Origin of the sequence: Pseudomonas sp. R3.Fl, assembly GCF_023516765.1 — a bacterium.
In the GTDB taxonomy this organism is placed as follows: domain Bacteria; phylum Pseudomonadota; class Gammaproteobacteria; order Pseudomonadales; family Pseudomonadaceae; genus Pseudomonas; species Pseudomonas citronellolis.
In genome coordinates this window covers 1,161,711-1,180,852 of the sequence record NZ_JAMGSO010000001.1, presented here as the reverse complement: position 1 = coordinate 1,180,852, position 19,142 = coordinate 1,161,711, and the positions used below count along the sequence as shown (strand labels likewise).

Sequence of the window (19,142 nt, the reverse complement as noted above, 5' to 3'; positions counted from 1 at the left end):
CTCTGCCATAACAAACACAACTCGGAGTAAGCACTCAATGGCTCGACTCAAGCGCACCCTCTCGCTGGGTTCGGTGGTGCTGTTCGGCATCGCCTACATGACCCCCATCATCGTCCTCGGCACCTTCGGCATCCTCGCCGACACCACCGGCGGCGTGGTGCCCGCGGCCTACCTCGTGGCCTCGGTGGCTATGCTCTTCACCGCCCTCAGCTACGGGCGCATGGCCGCCGCCTTCCCGGTGGCCGGCTCGGCCTACACCTACGTGCGCAAGTCCATCAGCCCCAAGCTGGGCTTCCTCGCCGGCTGGGGCGTGCTGCTGGACTACCTGTTCCTGCCCATGGCCATCTGGCTGATCGGCGCGGCCTACCTGCACTCGGCCTTCCCGGCGGTGCCCCAGGCGCTGTGGGTGCTGGCCTTCATCGGGGTGACCACCGGCATCAACGTCATCGGCCTGCGCCTGGCGAAGAACGTCAACAGCGTGCTGATGCTGGTGCAGTTCCTGGTGCTGGCGGCCTTCGTGCTGCTGGCGGTGCACTACGTGCTGGGTGACGCCAGCAAGCCGCTGTGGTCGCTGGAACCCTTCTTCAAGGAGGGCGTGCAGCTGCCGCTGATCATGAGCGGCGCGGCCATCGCCTGCTATTCGTTCCTGGGCTTCGACGCGGTCAGCACCCTGACCGAGGAAACCCACGAGCCGCGCAAGAACATCCCGCGCGCCATCCTGCTGATCACCCTGATCGGCGGCTTCATCTTCATCGTCGCCAGCTACTTCGTGCAGCTCGCGCACCCGTCCACCGAGTTCCAGAACGCCGACTCGGCGGCCTACGAGATCGCCCGCAACATCGGCGGCGACCTCTTCGTCAGCATCTTCCTCATCGGCCTGATCGTCGGCCAGTTCACCTCCGGTCTGTCGGCCCAGGCCAGCGCCTCGCGCCTGCTGTTCGCCATGGGCCGCGACGGCGTGCTGCCCAAGGCCTTCTTCGGCACCCTGAGCGAGCGCTTCGGCACCCCGGTGGGCAGCATCGTGCTGTGCGGCGTGGTCGCGCTGCTGGCGCTGGAGATGGACGTGACCACCTCCACCTCGTTCATCAACTTCGGCGCCTTCCTGGCCTTCAGCCTGGTCAACCTGTCGGTGATCTTCCACTACTGGATCGCCCGCGGCGAACGCGGCCTGCGCGGCGCGGTGCTGTTCCTGGCCTTCCCGCTGATCGGCCTGGTCGCCGACCTCTGGCTGATGGCCAGCCTCGACCACCTGGCCATCTACCTGGGCCTGGCCTGGCTCACCGCCGGGGTGCTGTACCTGGCCGTGCTCACCGGCGGCTTCCGTCAGCAGCCGCCGGAGATGCACTTCGAGGAGGCCTGATTCAGGCCGGGTGCGGGCCGGCGGGCAACGGCCGGCCGCGCTCGGGAGCGTCGGGCTCCGCCGTGGCGCCCGCGGCCAGTTCGCGGGCGTCGGCGCGTTCAGCGCTGGACAGCTCGCCGGCCCGGAAGCCGGTGATGCGCAGCAGCGCCAGGGTGCAGGTCAGCGAGACCAGGGCGTAGAGCCCCGAGGCGATGGCCACGCCGACGATGCTGCCGGTGCTGTTGAGTATCCACTGGGCCAGCACCGGCGTGCCGCCGCCCACCAGCAGCGAGCACAGCTGGTAGGCCAGCGACAGCCCGGTGTAGCGCACCCGCGCGGGGAAGGCGCGGGCGAGGATGCCGCCCACTGCGCCGTAGAACATCGCGTGCGGCACCGTGGCCAGGCACATGCCCACGGCGGCTATCCAGTAGACGTTGGTTTCCACGGCGAAGAACATCGCCGGCATCAGGATGAACTCCGGCAGCACCATCAGGCAGGCCGCCTTGCGCATGTCGATGCGCGAGGCCAGCAGCGCGCCGAACGGCTGGCTGAAGAACTGCACCACCAGGGCGATGACGATGATGCTGAGGAAGGTGCCCTGGCTGTAGCCGAGGGTCTTGGTGGCCCAGGACAGGGCGAAGGTACTCTTGAAGTAGGTGACGTGGATGATCGGCAGCACCCCGGCGCCGAGCAGCACGATCAGCCAGTGCTCGCGCAGCACTTCCACCAGCGGCAGCTTCACGGTCTTGTTCTGCTGCAGCAGGCGCTTCATGTCCTCGGATTCCTCCAGCTTCAGGCGGATGACCATGCCGACGATCACCAGCGCCGCGGAGATCAGGAACGGGATGCGCCAGCCCCAGAGCATGAAGTCCGGCATGGGCAGGGCGCTGAGGGCGAAGAACACCAGGGTCGCCAGCAGGTTGCCGGTGGGCGAGCCCTGCTGGGCGAAGGCGGCGTAGAGGATGCCCTTGCCCTTGGGCGCGCTTTCGCTGGCGATGAGGATGGCGCCGCCCCATTCGCCGCCCACGGCGACGCCCTGGATCACCCGCAATGCCACCAGGGCGACGGGCGCCCACACGCCGATCTGCGCGTAGACCGGCAGCAGGCCGATGCAGGTGGTGGCGATGCCCATCATGATCAGGGTGATCACCAGGGTGTTCTTGCGCCCGATCCGGTCGCCCAGGTGGCCGAAGATGATGCCGCCCAGCGGGCGGGCGACGAAGCCGGACCAGAGGGTGACGAAGGACAGCAGCGTGGCCAGGCCCGGGTCCATGTCGGCAGGGAAGAACACCTTGCCGAACACCAGGGCGGCGGCCAGGCCGTAGATGTAGAAGTCGTACCACTCGATGGTGGTGCCGATGAAGGAGGCGATGCCGGCCTTGCGGGCCTTGCGGTGCAGCGCTGCGTCTGCGGAGGAGGGCGTGCTGGGCATGGGCGGGTCCTGCTTATTGTTGTTGTTCTGGTCGCCGACGCGCAGGCCCCGCGCGCGCCCTCCGGGGGAGGGCGCGGGGTGGCGACTGGCGTGCGTCGGTGTTGCCCCGGGTTGGCTCGGAGTCTATGCGGCGCCCCTGCGGATCAATAGTTTTTTAATCTTATGGTGCGATAAGCGATTGCGTATCGACGCCCTCGTCCAGGCAGGCCTTGAGCGTGGCCAGGAAGGCCTGGGCCGCATGGGGCGCGTCCTGCGCGGCGAGGATGGCGTGGATTTCCGAGCGCGCGCCGCTCTGCTCGATCTCCAGGTAGCGCACCTGGTTCTTCCAGGCCAGGCACAGCGTCTGCGGCAGCAGGGCCACGCCCATGCCCAGGCCGACCATGGCCGCGATGGTCTGCCACAGCCGCGCCTCGTGGCGGATGTGCGGGCTGAAGCCGGCGTCCACGCAGCGGGCGATGATCAGGTCGTGGTAGTGCGGCGACAGGCTGCGCGGGAAGAGGATGAAGCCCTCGTCGCGCAGCTCGGCGAGGTCGATGCGCGCCCGCCCGGCCAGGCGGTGGCCGGCCGGTACGCAGCAGAGGAAGGGGTCGGCGACCAGGCATTCGGACGCGATCCCGGCCGGCAGCCTGGCCCAGTGCACGAAGCCGATGTCGATCTGCCCGCGCTGCAGCGCCAGGGCCTGCTCCGAGGTGTTCATCTCCATCAGCACCACTTCCATGTTCGGGTGCTCCGCCTCGAAGCGCGCCATGGCCCGCGGCAGGCCGCGGTAGAGCATGGAGTTGACGAAGCCCACGCGCAGCTGGCCCACCGCGCCCTCGGCGGAGAGCAGCGTCAGGCGCTTCACCTTCTCGGCCTGCAGCAACAGGCTGCGCGCCTCGTCGAGCAGCACCTGGCCGGCGTTGGTCAGCTTCACCGACTTGTTGTTGCGCACCAGCAACTGGATGCCCAGTTGCTCCTCCAGCTTCTTGATGTCGAAGCTCAGCGCCGGCTGGGAGATGAACAGGCGCGCGGCGGCGCGGCCGAAATGCAGCTCCTCGGCGACGGCGATGAAGTAGCGCAGTTGCTTGAGGTCCATGGCAGGGCACCCGGGTTTCTACGATTTGTTTTTCTTATCGTGGATGATTTTTATTGTATTGGATACTTATCGTCACGCACTCCTAGTCTCGGCGCCAGAACAAGACCCGGAGACGCGCCATGACCGCCATGCCTGAAGTCCGCCCCGAAGACGCCCTGAACATCCCCGACAGCCGCGGCATCAACCTGTATGCCTGCGACCCCTCGCTGCAGGGCCTGCTGGAGGTGTACCTGCCGCCGGAGGTGCTGGCGCAGTGGCGCGACACCCTCGAACGCCTCGGCGCCCGCGCCGGCGACGAGCTGGACGTGCTGGCCCTGTCGGCGGACAGGAACCCGCCGCTGCTGGCGCCGCGCACCCGCCGCGGCGAGGACCTGCAGAGCATCCGCAAGCACCCGGACTACGTCGCCCTCGAGCGCGTGGCCTATTCGGAACTGGGCCTGGCCTCCATGAGCCACCGCCCGGACGGCGCGCTGCCGCTGGTGAAGTACGCGCTGACCTACCTGTTCGTGCAGGCCGAGTTCGGCCTGTGCTGCCCGGTCAGCATGACCGACTCGCTGACCCGCACCCTGCGCAAGTTCGGCGCGCCGGAGCTGGTGGAGCGCTACCTGCCGTCGCTGGCCTCGCGGGACTTCGACAGGTTGTTCCAGGGCGCCATGTTCATGACCGAGCAGGCCGCCGGCTCCGACGTCGCCCGCACCCGCACCCTGGCGCGGCAAGAGGACGGGGAGTGGAAGCTGTACGGCGACAAGTGGTTCTGCTCCAACCCCGACGCCGACCTGGCCATGGTTCTGGCCCGCCCCGAAGGCGCGCCCGAGGGCATGAAGGGCGTGACCCTGTTCCTGCTGCCCAAGCACCGCCCGGACGGCTCGCGCAACGCCTACCGCATCCTGCGCCTGAAGGACAAGCTGGGCAGCCGCTCCATGGCCAGCGGCGAAATCTGCCTGGAAGGCGCCACCGCCTACCTGATCGGCGAGGTCGGCCGCGGCTTCCAGCAGATGGCCGACATGGTCAACATGTCGCGCCTGTCCAACGGCGTGCGCGCCGCCGGCCTGATGCGCCGGGCGCTCAGCGAGGCGCTGTTCATCGCCCGCCATCGCCGCGCCTTCGGCAAGCACCTGATCGACATGCCGCTGATGCAGAAACAGCTGCTGAAGCTGATGCTGCCGGCCGAGCAGGCGCGCTCCATGTTCATGCAGATCGCCACCCTGCTGCCGCGCGCCGACGGCGGCGACGCCGCGGCGCAGAAGTGCGTGCGCATCCTCACCCCGCTGATCAAGTTCCGCGCCTGCCGCGATGCCCGGCGCGTCACCGGCGACGCCATGGAGGTGCGCGGCGGGGTGGGCTACATCGAGGAATGGAGCGATGCGCGCCTGGTCCGCGACGCCCACCTGGGCTCCATCTGGGAAGGCACCAGCAACATAGTCGCGCTGGACATCGCCCGCGCCGTTACCCGCGAACAGGCCCTGGAGCCGCTGCACCAGTACCTGCGCGGCCTGCTGGCCGAGAGCGGCCTGCCGGACGCCAGCCGCGCCCGCTTCGAGGCGCTGCTGGAGCGCAGCGTGACGCTCATGGCCGAAGTGGCCGAGGCGCGCCAGGACGAGCAGGTGCGCCAGGCCGGCAGCGCGCTCTACCACATCGCCAGCGCCATCTTCATGGCCTGGGAAGCCGGCCGCCAGGCCAGCGACCGCCGGCGCCTGGCCCTGGCCCACCTGGTGTTGCAGCACAAGCTGCTGCCGCGCGACCCGCTGGGCCTGCAAGCCGGGGCGCCGCTGCTGGCCCGGCTGCTCGACGAAAGCGAGATGAGCCTGGACGAAGCCATGCAACTGCTGCCGGCCTGATTTCCCGCAACCGACAAGAATCGACAAGAGAGAGTTGCCATGAACCACGAGACCGGTGCCCTGCGTGGCCTGAAAGTCATCGACCTGAGCCGCGTGCTGGGCGGCCCCTACTGCTCCCAGGCCCTGGCCGACCACGGTGCGGAAGTGATCAAGCTGGAGCCCCTGGGCGGCGACGAGACGCGCGGCTGGGGTCCGCCCTTCGAGGGCGACACGGCTTCCTATTTCCGCGGCGTCAACCGCAACAAGAAGGGCATCGCCGTCGACCTGTCCAAGCCCGAGGGCATCGAGTTGCTGCTGCAACTGCTGGAAGGTGCCGACGTGCTGATCGAGAACTTCAAGCCCGGCACCCTGGCGCGCTGGGGCATCGGCTACGCCGAGGTGCTCAGCCCGCGCTTCCCGCGGCTGGTCCACTGCGCGGTATCCGGCTTCGGCGCCGACGGCCCGCTGGGCGGGCTGCCCGGCTACGACGCGGCGATCCAGGCCATGGCCGGGCTGATGAGCGTGAACGGCGAGGCCGAGGGCGGGCCGTTGCGCATCGGCCTGCCGATCGTCGACATGGTCACCGGGCTGAACGCCGTGGCCGGCATCCTGCTGGCGCTGCACGAGCGCGAACGCAGCGGGCGCGGGCAGTCGGTGGACATCGCCCTGTACGACTGCGGCATCTCGCTGCTGCACCCGCACCTGCCGAACCACTTCGCCTCCGGGCGCACGCCGCAACGCACCGGCAACGCCCACCCGAACATCGCCCCCTACGACAGCTACCGCACCGGCGGCGAGCCGATCTTCCTCGCCGTGGGCAACGACCGCCAGTTCGCCAAGCTGTGCGAATACCTGGGCGCCGGCGCGCTGCTGGAAGACCCGCGCTTCGCCGACAACGGCCAGCGCTCGGTCAACCGCGAAGCGCTCAAGCAGGCGCTGGAAGGCCACCTGATGGCCCACGACGGCCGCGAGCTGGCCGAACGGCTGATCCGCCTGGGCGTGCCCTGCGGCGCCATCGCCACGGTGGACCGCGTGGTCGAACACCCGCACACCGCGCATCGCGGCCTGGTGGTGCAACTGGGCGACTACCGCGGCATCGCCTCGCCGGTGAAGCTCTCGCGCACCCCGGCCAGCTACCGCAGCGCGCCGCCGGCCCTGGGCGGGAACACCCGCGAGGTGCTCGCGGAGCTGGGCCTGGCGCCGGAGACCATCGAGGCCCTGTACCGGCGCGGCATCGTCCGCGGCTGAGTCTTTCCGGCGGTTTTGCCCACGTGGGGGACCTGCGCCAGGCGATGGCGCCGTTCCGCTGCGAGCGGTCTATGCTTTTGGGCCGACCCGTCATCGGCAGAGGCAAGCACCATGAGCGACCGTCGCATCACCTTCTACCACTCCCCGCAAACCCGTTCCTCCGGCACCCTGGCGCTGCTGGAGGAACTGGGCGCCGACTACGACCTGCACCTGCTCAACATGCAGGCCGGCGAGCAGCGCCAGCCGGCCTATCTGGCGATCAACCCGATGGGCAAGGTCCCGGCCATCCGCCATGGCGAGGCGCTGGTGACAGAGCAGGGCGCCGTCTACATCTACCTCGCCGACCTCTACCCGGAAGCCGGACTGGCGCCGGCCATCGGCGACCCGCTGCGCGGGCCCTACCTGCGCTGGCTGGTGTTCTACGGCTCCAGCTTCGAACCGGCGGTGACCGACCGCTCCCTCGGCCGCGAGCCGGCGCCCCAGGCGCGCAGCCCCTATGGCGATTTCGAGACGGTGATGAAGGTCATCGATGACCAACTGCAGAAGGGCCCCTACCTGCTCGGCGAACGCTTCACCGCGGCGGACGTGCTCTGGGGCTCGGCGCTGGCCTGGACCACGCACTTCGGCATAGTGCCGAAGACCCCGGCCATCGAGCGCTACATCGCGAAAGTCACCGCGCGGCCCTCCTTCGCCAAGATCGCCGAACGGGACGCGCAATGGCACGTGGAACACGCCGAGGTGGTGGGAAAGGTGTAGGAGCGGGCCCTGCCCGCGATTCGGCGGAGAACGCCGTAGGCGTTATCCGCCCTACGGATTTCCGACGGGGTTGCGGCAGGGGTTGGGGCTCTGCAAAGAGCGCCCTCTCCCCAGCCCTCTCCCGCAAGCGGGAGAGGGGGCTGTTCGGAGTGGCCGGAGAATCCTGAGTCATCCTGAAACGCCTAACCCCCACCCCGTCATTCCCGCGAATGCGGGAGCCCAGGGTTCGCGAGCAAGCTCGCTCCTACGAAAAGCAAAAGCAAAAGCGCGTTTGCTCTTGGGATTTCCAGAGAAACATCCGCGAACTCCGGAACGCCCCTTCAGAAGGCCGAGCGAAACCGGCGCTCAGGAGGTCATGCGACATGGATGTCGCGAGAGCCCCGCGGGCTACAGGGACGTACCCTCGGGGCGGGCCTCCGTGGCGGGGGAATTCGTGAGGGTAGCCCGACTCTGTCGGGCCCGTATGCGGGGCAAGCCTTTTTGGTTCCTTTTTGCGGGGGTGGCCTTCCACCGTTTGACAAAAGGGACTCGCCCGAGGGGGCGAAACAAAAAACATCCGAGCACGCCGAAGCGGCGCAAACACACCCAAACAAGAAGTCTCTGGGTTATTCCCCTTCGGGCCAGCGCAAGCGCTGTTCGCGATGGAGCCGCGTCCCGCGTTCGCGGGAATGACGGGGTGAGAGTCGTGTTTTCCGACGTCATTCCCGCGAACGCGGGAACCCAATAGACAGGAGGAATACCGTGCTGCCCGACAACCTGTAGGAGCGGGCCCTGCCCGCGATTTCGCGCGCAGGGCGCGCTCCTACGAAGAGCATCCCGGCGCTGCCCACGACTTCAACCCTTCGCCGCGCTGACCCCTTCCAGCGTGGCGAAGGAGGTGTCCTTGGCCGTCAGCAGGAAGTCGCGCATGAAGGGCGCATCCAGCATGTCCGCGCGGATGGCCGCGTAGAGCGTGCAGTACAGACCCTTCTCGCCCAGGCGCTTGGCCGTCACGTAGCCGCGCGAGCTGTATTCGTGCAGCGCCCAGTTGGGCAGGCTGCACACGCCGCGGCCGGAGGCCACCAGCTGCATCATCATCACCGTCAGCTCCGAGGTGCGCACCTGGGCCGGCTCGACGTCGGCCGGCTCCAGGAAGCGGGTGAAGATGTCCAGGCGGTCGCGCTCGATGGGGTAGGTGATCAGCGTCTGGCTGGCCAGGTCTTCCGGCACTATGTAGGGCTTGCCGGCCAGCGCGTGCTGGTTGTCCACCGCCAGCAGCGCCTCGTAGGTGAACAGCGGCACGTAGGTGATGCCGGCGATGTCCACCGGGTCGGAGGTCACCACCAGGTCGAGGTCGCCGCGGGCCAGGGCTGGCAGCGGGGCGAAGGAGAAGCCCGAGGCCAGGTCCAGCTCCACCTCCGGCCAGGCGTCGCGGAACTGGTCGATGGTCGGCATCAGCCACTGGAAGCAGCTGTGGCATTCGATGGCCATGTGCAGGCGCCCGGCGGTGCCGCCGGCCAGGCGGGACAGGTCGCGTTCGGCGGTGCGCAGCTGCGGCAGCAGGGAGTCGGCCAGCTGCAGCAGGCGCAGGCCGGCGCTGGTGAAGCGCACCGGCTTGGTCTTGCGGATGAACAGCGACAGGCCCAGGCGGTCCTCCAGTTCCTTGAACTGGTGGGACAGGGCGGATTGAGTCAGGTGCAGGCGTTCGGCGGCTTCCACCAGACTGTCGGCTTCACGCAGGGCGTGGAGGGTTTTCAGGTGACGAATCTCGAGCATGGCGCCGCTTCCAACATGAGTAAAACTTGATTACATCCGAAACTGGATTGAGTTTGTCTCATGCGCGGCCGGCTGTCGACCCGCCCGTGCCGCCGCCGATCTACCAGCTCAGGTAGAACATGCCCTTGGCCAGCAGCACTATGCCCAGGACGTGGGCGAAGACGCTGTAGTGGATGATCCGCGAGCGCCGTCCGGTCATCCCGCCGCTGTGCATCAGGTACATGGCGCAGAAGAAGTGGCAGAGCACGCTGGCGGCCAGCAGCAGCTTCAGGCTCAGCAGAGTGGCGAAGGGCGAGTCCAGCGGATGGGACAGCAGCGGCAGGTAGCGCAGTTTGAGCATGCCCAGGCCGCTGCCGAAGAGCGTCAGGATCACCCAGGGCATCACCCGCCGCAGGCGCTGGCCGAGGGCGCGCTCCACGGCGCGCAGGGCGTCTGCCGGCACATGGCGGCGCACCCGTTCGAGAATCAGCACCTCGAAGAACACGGTGCCGACGAAGGCGATGGCGGCCAGCAGATGCAGGACCAGCAGGATCGGATAGCTCATGGGCGCCCCTTGGCGAACGACTGCATCCCTGAAACCATGCCGGGCCGGCCGCGCCCGCGCCATGACGCTGATCAGGCTGGCGGCGACCGCTCGGCGCCTTTCATCAAAGTGTCACGGTTGTGTGGCAGAGCGATGCACGGAAATTCATCAGAATCGGCTTCCACTGGGGTTCTGCATTCCGGATTTTCACATGCGTGCGTTTCTACTGGCGCTGGCACTGTCGTGCCTGGCGCCCTTCACTGCCTTTGCCGGCGATCGTTGCGACCCACGGGTGCCCACCGACACCCTGGACCTGGGCGACGTGCGCCTGGCCTACCAGAGCATAGGCTCGCCGAAGGACCCGACGCTGCTGCTGATCATGGGCCTGGGCGGCCAGCTCATCCACTGGCCCGACGAGGTGGTGCAGACCCTCTGCCAGCAGGGCTTCCGCGTCATCCGCTACGACAACCGCGACGTCGGCCTGAGCGCCTGGCGCGTGCCCACGCCCGGCGCCAACCTCACCTACGAGGTGATCCGCTACCGCCTGGGCCTGCCGGTCAGCGCGCCCTACAGCCTCACCGACATGGCCTGGGACGCCCTGCGCCTGCTGGACGGGCTGCACGTCGAGCAGGCCCACGTGCTGGGCGCGAGCATGGGCGGGATGATCGCCCAGCACGTCGCCGACCTGGCGCCGCAGCGGGTGCTCAGCCTGATCCTGGTGATGACCAGCTCCGGCGCCGAGGGCCTGCCGGCGCCCAGCGACAGCCTGCTGAAACTGCTGGCCCGGCGCGAGGCCGGCAGCCGCGAACAGGCCATCGAGCAGCAGGCCGACCTGCTCGCCGCCCTGGGCAGCCCGGAGGTGAAGGACGACCGCGAGCAACTGCTGCACCAGGCGGCGCAATCCTACGACCGCGCCTTCAACCCCGAGGGCGTGCAGAGGCAGATGCTGGCGATCCTCGCCGAGCCCAGCCGGGTCGATCTGCTCAACCGTTTGAATGTGCCTACCCTGGTCATCCATGGCACCGCCGATCCGCTGTTGCCGGTGATGCATGGGGTGCATGTGGCGGCGCATATCCGCGGGGCGGAGCTGAAGCTGATTCCGGGGATGGCCCATCGTTTCCAGGAGGCGTTCAAGGCGCCGTTGCTGGCTGCGGTGTTGCCTTACCTGCGGGCGCACCAGACGGCGAGGCATGTGGCGCAGTTGTAGGGGGCTTTCGTAGGGCGGATAACGCCTACGGCGTTATCCGCCGAATCGCGGACAGAGTCCGCTCCTACGATTCCAGGAAAGCCCCGTAGGATGGGTTGAGCTTGCGAAACCCATCCTACGAAAGCACCTCGACGCAGACAGTTGCTCCTACGGTTCCAGGAAAGCGCGGGCGTAGGAGCGGACTCCGTCCGCGATTGGTCACCGGCCACGCCGGACGTTCCGGTGGCACGGCCAACGGCGGATAACCGCGAACGGTTATTCGCCCTACGCTCCCGGATGACCCACCCCTCAAACCGCCTTCGGCAAAGGCGCGAACAGCGCATCGATATCGGCATCATCCAACTGCCAATCCGTTCCCGCGCCTTCGAGGATGCCGGCTGCCAACGCTGCCTTCTCCCGCTGCAGCAGCTGGATCTTCTCTTCCACCGTGCCGCGGGCGATCAGTTTGTAGACGAACACCGGCTTGTCCTGGCCGATGCGGTAGGCGCGGTCGCTGGCCTGGTTCTCGGCGGCCGGGTTCCACCAGGGGTCGTAGTGGATCACCGTGTCCGCCGCGGTCAGGTTCAGGCCCACGCCGCCGGCCTTCAGGCTGATCAGGAACAGCGGCACGCGGCCCTGCTGGAAGTCTTCCACCGGCTGGCGGCGGTCGCGGCTGTCGCCGGTCAGCAGGGCGTAGTCGATGCCACGTTGCTGCAGGGCTTCGCCGACCAGCGCGAGCATCGAGGTGAACTGCGAGAACAGCAGCACGCGGCGGCCTTCGGCGAGCAGTTCCTCGAGCATGTCCAGCAGGTATTCCAGCTTGCCCGAGGTCACAGTCTTGGCGCGGCCGCTGGGCGGCGGGGCGTCCTTTTGCACCAGGCGGATGTCGCAGCACACCTGGCGCAGCTTGAGCAGCGCTTCGAGGATGATGATGCGGCTGCGCGCCAGGCCGCGGCGGGCGATTTCGTCGCGGACCTTGCGGTCCAGGGCCAGGCGCACCGTCTCGTAGAGGTCGCGCTGGGCCTCGCTGAGCTCGATGTGCTGGATGAACTCGCTCTTGGGCGGCAGCTCCGAGGCCACCTGTTCCTTGGTGCGGCGCAGCAGGAAGGGGCGGATGCGCGCGGCCAGGTGGGCCAGGCGCGCCTGGTCGCCGTGGCGTTCGATGGGCGTGCGGTAGTGCTGGGCGAACTGCTTGGCGTCGCCCAGCCAGCCGGGCAGCAGGAAGTGGAACAGCGACCAGAGCTCGCCCAGGTGGTTCTCCAGCGGCGTGCCGGTCAGGCACAGGCGGTGCCGCGCGTTCAGCTGGCGCGCGGCCTGGGCCGCCTTGGTGCCGGCGTTCTTGATGTTCTGCGCCTCGTCGAGGATCAGCAGGTGGTAGGCGTGCTTGCCGAGCTTCTCCGCATCGCGCGGGAGCAGGGCGTAGGTGGTGAGGATGAGGTCGTGTTCCTCGATTTTCGCGAAGTCGCGCCGGCGGCCCGCGCCGTGCAGGGCCAGCACGCGTAGGCCGGGGGTGAAGCGCTCGGCCTCGTCCAGCCAGTTGGGGATCAGGCTGGTGGGCATCACCACCAGGGCCGGCGCGCTGAGGCGCCCGGCCTGCTTCTCCAGCAGCACGTGGGCCAGGGACTGCAGCGTCTTGCCCAGGCCCATGTCGTCGGCGAGGATGCCGCTGGCGCCCACCGCGCGCAGCGTCTGCATCCAGCTCAGGCCCTCGTGCTGGTAGGCGCGCAGCTCGGCGCGCAGGCCCTCGGGCAGCGGCGCCGGCTGGGCGCGGTAGTCGCGCAGGCGCAGGGCGATTTCGCGCAGTTCATCGCCGCCCTGCCAGCGCAGCGGCAGTTCTTCCAGCTCGGAGAGCCGCGCGGCGTCCGGCGCGCCCATGCGCAGGCGGCGCACCGGCGCCTGGTCACCCAGGTAGAACTCCGACAGGGTGCCCAGCAGCGGCTTGAGCTTGCCGAAGGGCAGGGCCACCCGCAGCGGCCGCTCCGAGGCGGTCTGCCAGCTGTGCACCGGGTTGCGCCCGGCGTCCAGGCGCAGCACCAGTTGCTCGTCGTCGGAATGGCGGGCCAGGGCCTGCGGGTCGAGCAGCGCCGGCATGCGCCGGATCAGTTCGATCAGCGCCGGCAGCAGGCTGATGCGGCGGCCGTCGACCTCGATGCCCAGTTCCAGGTCGAACCACTGGCGGTCGTCGGTCTCCTCGATCTCGGCGTACCAGTTCTCGATGGGCGTCAGGTCGAAGACGAACTCCGGGCGCACGTCCACGTCCCAGCCGCGCTCGCGCAGCTGCGGCAGGCCCTCGCGCATGAACTGCTGCCAGGTGGCGTCGTCGGGCAGCTCGAACATTTCACCGGCGCTTTCCTCCAGGGCGTCGCTGCGGCGCATCGCCGGCTTGAAGCCGAACTGGCGCAGTTGCTGGCGCAGCTGCTGCTCGCGCTCGGGCTGGCGGCTGAGGCGGACGATGCGGTCGTCGCGGAACACCCGCAGCTCGCTGCCGGTACGTGGGTTGATCGGCCCCGAGACGGGCATGCCGGCATACAGGAAGGCCAGCGCGGCGCGGTGCCGGGCGATGTTCTGCATGCGCCCGCTGCGCAGGTCGAAGCCGCTGTGCACGTGGCTGCCCAGGGTCAGGCGCGGGCGCGGCGCCAGGTCGGCGGGCGCCGCCGGCGGCTCGGCGGGTGGGGTCATCGGAGGTTCCTTCCGGCAAGCCCGGGGAAATACACAAACGCCCGATGATACCCCTATTTCCTGCGACGCGCTGCCACGGGCGGCTCAGCGGGCGAAGCGCCGCGCCCCCGCCACGCAGGCCACCACCGCCAGGGTCGAGACGGCCATCAGCGGGCTGACCTGCTCGTGCAGCAACAGGCCGGCCAGGGCCAGGCCGAAGAAGGGTTGCAGCAGCTGCAACTGGCCCACCGCGGCGATGCCGCCGCGGGCCAGGCCGTGGTACCAGAAGAAGAAGCCGATGAGCATGCTGAACAGCGACACGTAGCCCAGGCTCAGCCAGGCCGGCAGGCTGGCCGCGGCGAGGTCGGCCGGCCAGGTCCACAGGGTCAGCGGCAGCATCAGCGGCAACGACAGCACCAGCACCCAGCAGATCACCTGCCAGCTGCCCAGGTGCCGCGACAGCCGCGCGCCCTCGGCGTAGCCCAGGCCGCAGGCGAGGATGGCCGCCAGCATCAACAGGTCGCCCAGCAGGCTGCCGGCGCCGCCCTGGCTCAGCGCGTAGCCGGCCACCGCCGCGCTGCCGAGCAGCGAGAACGCCCAGAACGCCGGGCGCGGCCGCTCGCCGGCGCGCAGCACGGCGAAGCTGGCGGTGGCCAGCGGCAGCAGGCCGACGAAGACGATGGCGTGGGCCGAGCTGACGTGGCGCAGCGCCAGGGCGGTGAGCAGCGGGAAGCCGACCACCACGCCCAGGGCCACCACCAGCAGCGCGGGGATGTCCTGGCGCGCCGGGCGGCGCTGGCGCAGCACGAAGAGGATGGCCGCGGCCAGCAGCCCGGCGATGCTGGCCCGGGCCAGGGTGAGGAAGGTCGGTTCGAAGCTGCCCACCGCCACCCGCGTGGCCGGCAGCGAGCCGCTGAAGATGAGCACGCCGAGGAAACCGCTGAACCAACCGCCTAAAGAAGCATTCATCGAGCATTCGCCGAGAGGAGAGGGGAGTCTCGATGGTGGCGCCGGGGAGGGCGGGCGGCCAGTGACAGATCAGTACAATTCGAACAAACTGTCCTTGATTTTCATCGGTACAGTCGAGGTGGCCATGGCCGTGACACGGGTGGACGGGGTGATGCGCCAGGTGCGCGAACGCCTGGCGGCGCGCAGCCTGGTGCCGGGCGAGCGGCTGCCGTCGATCCGCGCGCTGGCGCAGAGCCTGGAGGTGTCCAAGAGCACCGTGGTGGAGGCCTACGAGCGCCTTGTCGCCGAGGGCCTGATCGCCGCCCGGCGCGGTTCCGGCTTCTACGTCTGCGGCCGGCTGCCGCCGCTGTCGCTGGCGGAGATCGGCCCGGCGCTGGACCGCAGCATCGACCCGCTGTGGATTTCCCGCCAGGCGCTGGAAGCCGCCGAGGATTCGCTCAAGCCCGGCTGCGGCTGGCTGCCGCCGTCCTGGCTGCCGGAGGACGAGCTGCGCCGCGCTCTGCGCCAACTGGCCCGCGAGCCGCAGTCGAGCCTGCTGGAGTACGGCCGCCCCTATGGCCACGCCGGCCTGCGCGAGCAGCTGGCGCGGCGCCTGGGCGACTACGGCCTGCAGGTCGGCGCGCAGCAGATCGTGCTCACCGACGGCGGCACCCACGCCATCGACCTGGTCTGCCGCTTCCTGCTGGAGCCCGGCGACGAGGTGCTGGTGGACGACCCCGGCTACTTCAACTTCCAGGCCCTGCTGCGCGCCCACCGCGCGGTGGCCATCGGCGTGCCCTACACGCCGCAGGGGCCGGACATCGAGGCCCTGGCCGGCATCCTGCAGCGCCACCGGCCGCGCCTGTACATCACCAACTCGGCCTTCCACAACCCCACCGGCGCGCAGCTCTCGCCGCTGGTGGCGCACCGCCTGCTGAAACTGGCCGAGGCCCATGACCTGCTGATAGTCGAGGACGACATCTTCGCCGACTTCGAGCATGAGCAGGCGCCGCGGCTATCGGCCTTCGACGGTTTGCAGCGGGTGATCCAGGTCGGCAGCTTCTCCAAGACGCTGTCCGCCTCGGTGCGCTGCGGCTATATCGCGGCGCGGCCAGAATGGTGCGAGCAACTGGTGGACCTGAAGCTGGCCACTTCCTTCGGCAACAGTCCGTTCAATGCCGAACTGCTCCACGAGCTGCTGCGCAAGGGCGGCTACCGCCGGCATATAGAAAGCCTGCGCGTGCGCCTGGCCGACGCCATGGGCGACACCCTGGCGAGCCTGCGCGGCCTGGGCCTGCAGCCCTGGCTGGAGCCGCGCGGCGGGGTGTTCGTCTGGGCGCGCCTGCCCGGCGCCCTGGATGCCGCCGCGGTGTCCCGCGCGGCGCTGGAGCAGGGCATGGTGCTGGCGCCGGGCAACGTCTTCAGCCTGGGCCAGAACGCACCGGACTTCCTGCGCTTCAACGTCGCCCAGTGCCAGTCGCCGCGGGTCTTCCAACTGCTCGAACGGGCCATGGAGAAGGCCCGGCGGGGGCGCTGAAAACTTTTCTGATTTTTTTCTGCAGGTTTTCCACGGTCGTTCGGCCTCTGTGCAATCCCGCTTGTGCGAACGAGGAAATCCACAGCATGTCCCGCTTCCCCAACACGTCGCCGCGCCCGCTGCTGCGCGCCCTGCGCATCGCCAGCCTGGGCCTGGCCGCCAGCCTGCCGCTGGCCGTCGCCGTACCGGCCCTGGCCGCGCCCGCCGCGCACCACTTCAAGGTGCCGGCCGGCAGCCTGGAAGATGCGCTCAACGCCTACGCGCGCCAGGCCGGCGTGCTGCTGACCTTCGACCCGGCGCTGACCCGCGGCCTGCGCAGTCCGGGCCTGGAGGGCGACTACCCGGTGGAGGCCGGCTTCGCCGTGCTGCTCTCCGGCAGCGGCCTGGCCGCCGAATCCAGCGCCGACGGCAGCTACCGCCTGCAGCGCAGCGCCACCGAAGGCGCCCTGGAGATGAAGGCGCAGACCATCACCGCCCAGGCCGAGGAAGACCCCAAGGGCCCGGCCCACGGCTACCTGGCCAGGCGCAGCGTCACCGCTACCAAGACCGACACGCCGATCCACGAGACCCCGCAGTCCATCTCGGTGGTCACCCGTGAGCGCATGGAGGCCCAGGGCGTGCAGTCGGTGAACGAAGCGCTGCGCTACACCCCGGGCGTGTCCTCCTACGGCTCCAACAACCGCTCCGACTGGTACACCGTGATCCGCGGCTTCTCGCCGACCACCTACCAGGACGGCCTGCAGCTGCCCACCACCATCAACCTGGCCAGTTGGATGGTCGACCCCTACATGCTGGAGCGCGTGGAAGTGCTGCGCGGCCCGGCCGGCGTGCTCTACGGCCAGGGCGACCCGGGCGGGGTGATCAACCAGGTGTCCAAGCGCCCGAGCACCGTGGCCCAGCACGAAATCCAGGTGCAGTACGGCAGCGATGCGCGCAAGCAACTGGGCATCGACAGCACCGGCCCGCTGGACGACTCCGGGGTGTGGAGCTACCGGGTGGTCGCCGTCGGCCATGACGGCGACATCCGCGACACCCCCTGGGAGGACCGCCGCGTGGCCCTGGCGCCGTCGTTGAGCTGGCAGCCCGACGAGGACACCCGCCTGACCCTGCTGGCCAGCTACCTGAAGGACGACAACAACGCCCAGGACAACTTCCTGCCGGCCTCGGGCACGCTCAGCCACAGCGCCTACGGCAAGATCCACCGCAGCTACTTCACCGGCGACGAGCACTTCTCCAAGTACGAGAAGGAGCAGTACAGCCTGGGCTACGAGTTCGAGAAGCGCCTGAACGACGTCTGGCAGGTGCGCCAGAACCTGCGCTACGCCCACCTCGACCTCAACGACAACATGGTCTATGGCGTCGGCACCCTGGCCTACTGGGACATGGGCGACGACCGCACCCTGATGCGCTTCGCCGGCATCGAGAACCCCGAGTACAGCCGCTGGACCCTGGACAACCAGGCCCAGGCCGACTTCAACACCGGCTGGCTGCGCCACACCCTGCTGCTGGGCCTGGACTGGCAGCGCCAGCACACCAAGGACCCGCAGGCCTACGTGCTGACCACCCCGCTGGACCTCTACGGCGGCCCGTCCTACGGACCGGTGGACGCCTCGGCCTTCACCGCCGACGACTGGACCTATAGCGACCAGACGTCGCGCCAGACCGGTGTCTACCTGCAGGACCAACTGCACTTCGACGAGCACTGGGTGCTGTCCCTGGGCGGCCGCTACGACTGGGCCAGCGCCAGCACCGACAGTTGGAGCACCGCCTCCAGCAGCCACACCAGCCAGAAGGACGAGGCCTTCAGCGGCCGCGTCGGCCTGGTCTACCTGGCGGACAACGGCCTGGCGCCGTACTTCAGCTACAGCGAGGGCTTCACCCCCAACGCCGGCACCGACTATGCCGGCAAGCCGTTCGATCCGACCAAGGCCAAGCAATATGAAGTGGGCGTGAAGTTCCAGCCCAAGGGCTCGGACAGCAGCGTGAGCGCGGCGGTGTTCGAGATCACCCAGCGCGACGTGCTGACCCCGGACACCGACCCCACCCACGTCAACAGCTACGTGCAGACCGGCGAAGTGAGCTCGCGCGGCATCGAGCTGGAGGCCGTCGGCGCGGTGACCCGCGAGCTGAACCTGGTCGCCACCTACACCTACCAGGACGTGAAGAACACCAAGGCCAACGACGAAAGCGACGGCAAGACGCCGATCAGCATCCCCACGCCGCGCAACATCGCCTCGCTGTGGGCCGACTACACCCTGCGCGACGGCCTGCTCAAGGGCCTGGGCTTCGGCGCCGGGGTGCGCTACAACGGCCGCAACCCGGGGGCGCCGGACAACTCGCTGAACGTGCCCAGCTACACCCTGCTGGATGCTGCCGTGCACTACGACACCGGCCCCTGGCGCTTCGCCGTCAACGCTACCAACCTGACCGACCGCGAGTACATCGCCGGCTGCTACGACGCCACCCGCTGCATCTACGGCAACGGCCGCAACGTGCTGGGCAGCGCCACCTACCGCTGGTGATCCTGGCCCTGGACCAAGGCCAAACGGCCAAGTGACGTAGGGCGTATAACCGTTCGCGGTTATACGCCGTTTCACCATGGCCATAGCTCGCGCCAAGGTCGAGCTCGGAGCCGCCGTTTCACCATGGCCACAGCCCACGCCAAGGCCAAACCCGGCGCCGCCTTGGACCAAGGCCAAACGGCGGATAACGCGGAGCGTTATTCGCCCTACGCCAAGCTTGACCGCCACGTAGGGCGTATAACCGTTCGCGGTTATACGCCGTTTCACCATGGCCACAGCTCGCGCCAAGGTCGAGCTCGGAGCCGCCGCTTTATCTTGGCCGCAGCCCGCGCCAAGGCCAAACCCG

The 19,142-nt window shown here is 69.0% G+C and carries 13 protein-coding genes; 7 read left to right on the top strand and 6 right to left on the bottom strand.

Annotated elements, in window-relative coordinates; genetic code table 11:
- Positions 1–37 precede the first annotated feature (37 nt).
- Entirely contained in the window at positions 38–1,360 is a 1,323-nt protein-coding gene (locus tag M8R19_RS04780; protein WP_249917175.1) for an APC family permease, read from the top strand.
- A 1-nt stretch (position 1,361) separates the two neighbouring features.
- Here M8R19_RS04780 and M8R19_RS04775 read toward each other — a convergent pair whose 3' ends face one another.
- Positions 1,362–2,771 (bottom strand): MFS transporter, encoded by a 1,410-nt coding sequence (locus M8R19_RS04775; RefSeq protein WP_349654697.1) that lies wholly within the window; start codon positions 2,769–2,771, stop codon positions 1,362–1,364.
- Between the two features lie 160 nt (positions 2,772–2,931).
- The gene (locus M8R19_RS04770; RefSeq protein ID WP_249917174.1) at positions 2,932–3,846 is read right to left on the bottom strand and encodes a LysR family transcriptional regulator; all 915 of its coding nucleotides are present in this window, start codon (positions 3,844–3,846) and stop codon (positions 2,932–2,934) included.
- A 119-nt stretch (positions 3,847–3,965) separates the two neighbouring features.
- On the opposite strand from M8R19_RS04770, the gene M8R19_RS04765 reads away from it, so the two are divergent.
- The 3 genes from M8R19_RS04765 to M8R19_RS04755 all read left to right on the top strand — a co-directional run bounded on the left by M8R19_RS04765 (position 3,966) and on the right by M8R19_RS04755 (position 7,667).
- On the top strand, positions 3,966–5,684 hold the full coding sequence (locus M8R19_RS04765; RefSeq protein ID WP_249917173.1) for an acyl-CoA dehydrogenase family protein: 1,719 nt from the start codon (positions 3,966–3,968) through the stop codon (positions 5,682–5,684).
- Positions 5,685–5,723: 39 nt separating this feature from the next.
- On the top strand, positions 5,724–6,911 hold the full coding sequence (locus M8R19_RS04760) for a CaiB/BaiF CoA transferase family protein (RefSeq protein WP_249917172.1): 1,188 nt from the start codon (positions 5,724–5,726) through the stop codon (positions 6,909–6,911).
- 111 nt (positions 6,912–7,022) lie between these two features.
- Positions 7,023–7,667, top strand: coding sequence for a glutathione S-transferase family protein (locus M8R19_RS04755; RefSeq protein ID WP_116423756.1), 645 nt, complete (start codon positions 7,023–7,025; stop codon positions 7,665–7,667).
- An 834-nt stretch (positions 7,668–8,501) separates the two neighbouring features.
- Here the strand turns inward: M8R19_RS04755 and metR are convergent.
- Together metR and M8R19_RS04745 are read right to left on the bottom strand one after the other, a co-directional pair.
- A complete protein-coding gene (metR, locus tag M8R19_RS04750) occupies positions 8,502–9,422 on the bottom strand; it encodes a transcriptional regulator MetR (RefSeq protein ID WP_074981068.1) in 921 nt (306 codons plus the stop codon).
- Positions 9,423–9,522: 100 nt separating this feature from the next.
- Positions 9,523–9,966, bottom strand: a complete 444-nt coding sequence (locus tag M8R19_RS04745) for a CopD family copper resistance protein (protein WP_074981066.1) — start codon at positions 9,964–9,966, stop codon at positions 9,523–9,525.
- Positions 9,967–10,156: 190 nt separating this feature from the next.
- Between M8R19_RS04745 and M8R19_RS04740 the strand changes: the two genes are divergently transcribed.
- Complete coding sequence (locus M8R19_RS04740) at positions 10,157–11,152, top strand: alpha/beta fold hydrolase (protein ID WP_249917171.1); 996 nt, start codon at positions 10,157–10,159, stop codon at positions 11,150–11,152.
- 288 nt (positions 11,153–11,440) lie between these two features.
- On the opposite strand, the gene M8R19_RS04735 is transcribed toward M8R19_RS04740, so the two are convergent.
- Both M8R19_RS04735 and M8R19_RS04730 read right to left on the bottom strand, forming a co-directional pair.
- Positions 11,441–13,810, bottom strand: coding sequence for a DEAD/DEAH box helicase (locus M8R19_RS04735; RefSeq protein WP_502942792.1), 2,370 nt, complete (start codon positions 13,808–13,810; stop codon positions 11,441–11,443).
- 84 nt (positions 13,811–13,894) lie between these two features.
- Complete coding sequence (locus M8R19_RS04730) at positions 13,895–14,758, bottom strand: DMT family transporter (protein WP_249917170.1); 864 nt, start codon at positions 14,756–14,758, stop codon at positions 13,895–13,897.
- Between the two features lie 124 nt (positions 14,759–14,882).
- Between M8R19_RS04730 and M8R19_RS04725 the strand changes: the two genes are divergently transcribed.
- Complete coding sequence (locus M8R19_RS04725) at positions 14,883–16,274, top strand: aminotransferase-like domain-containing protein (protein ID WP_249917169.1); 1,392 nt, start codon at positions 14,883–14,885, stop codon at positions 16,272–16,274.
- 86 nt (positions 16,275–16,360) lie between these two features.
- Positions 16,361–18,796 (top strand): TonB-dependent siderophore receptor, encoded by a 2,436-nt coding sequence (locus M8R19_RS04720; RefSeq protein WP_249917168.1) that lies wholly within the window; start codon positions 16,361–16,363, stop codon positions 18,794–18,796.
- The last annotated feature ends 346 nt before the right edge of the window (positions 18,797–19,142 follow it).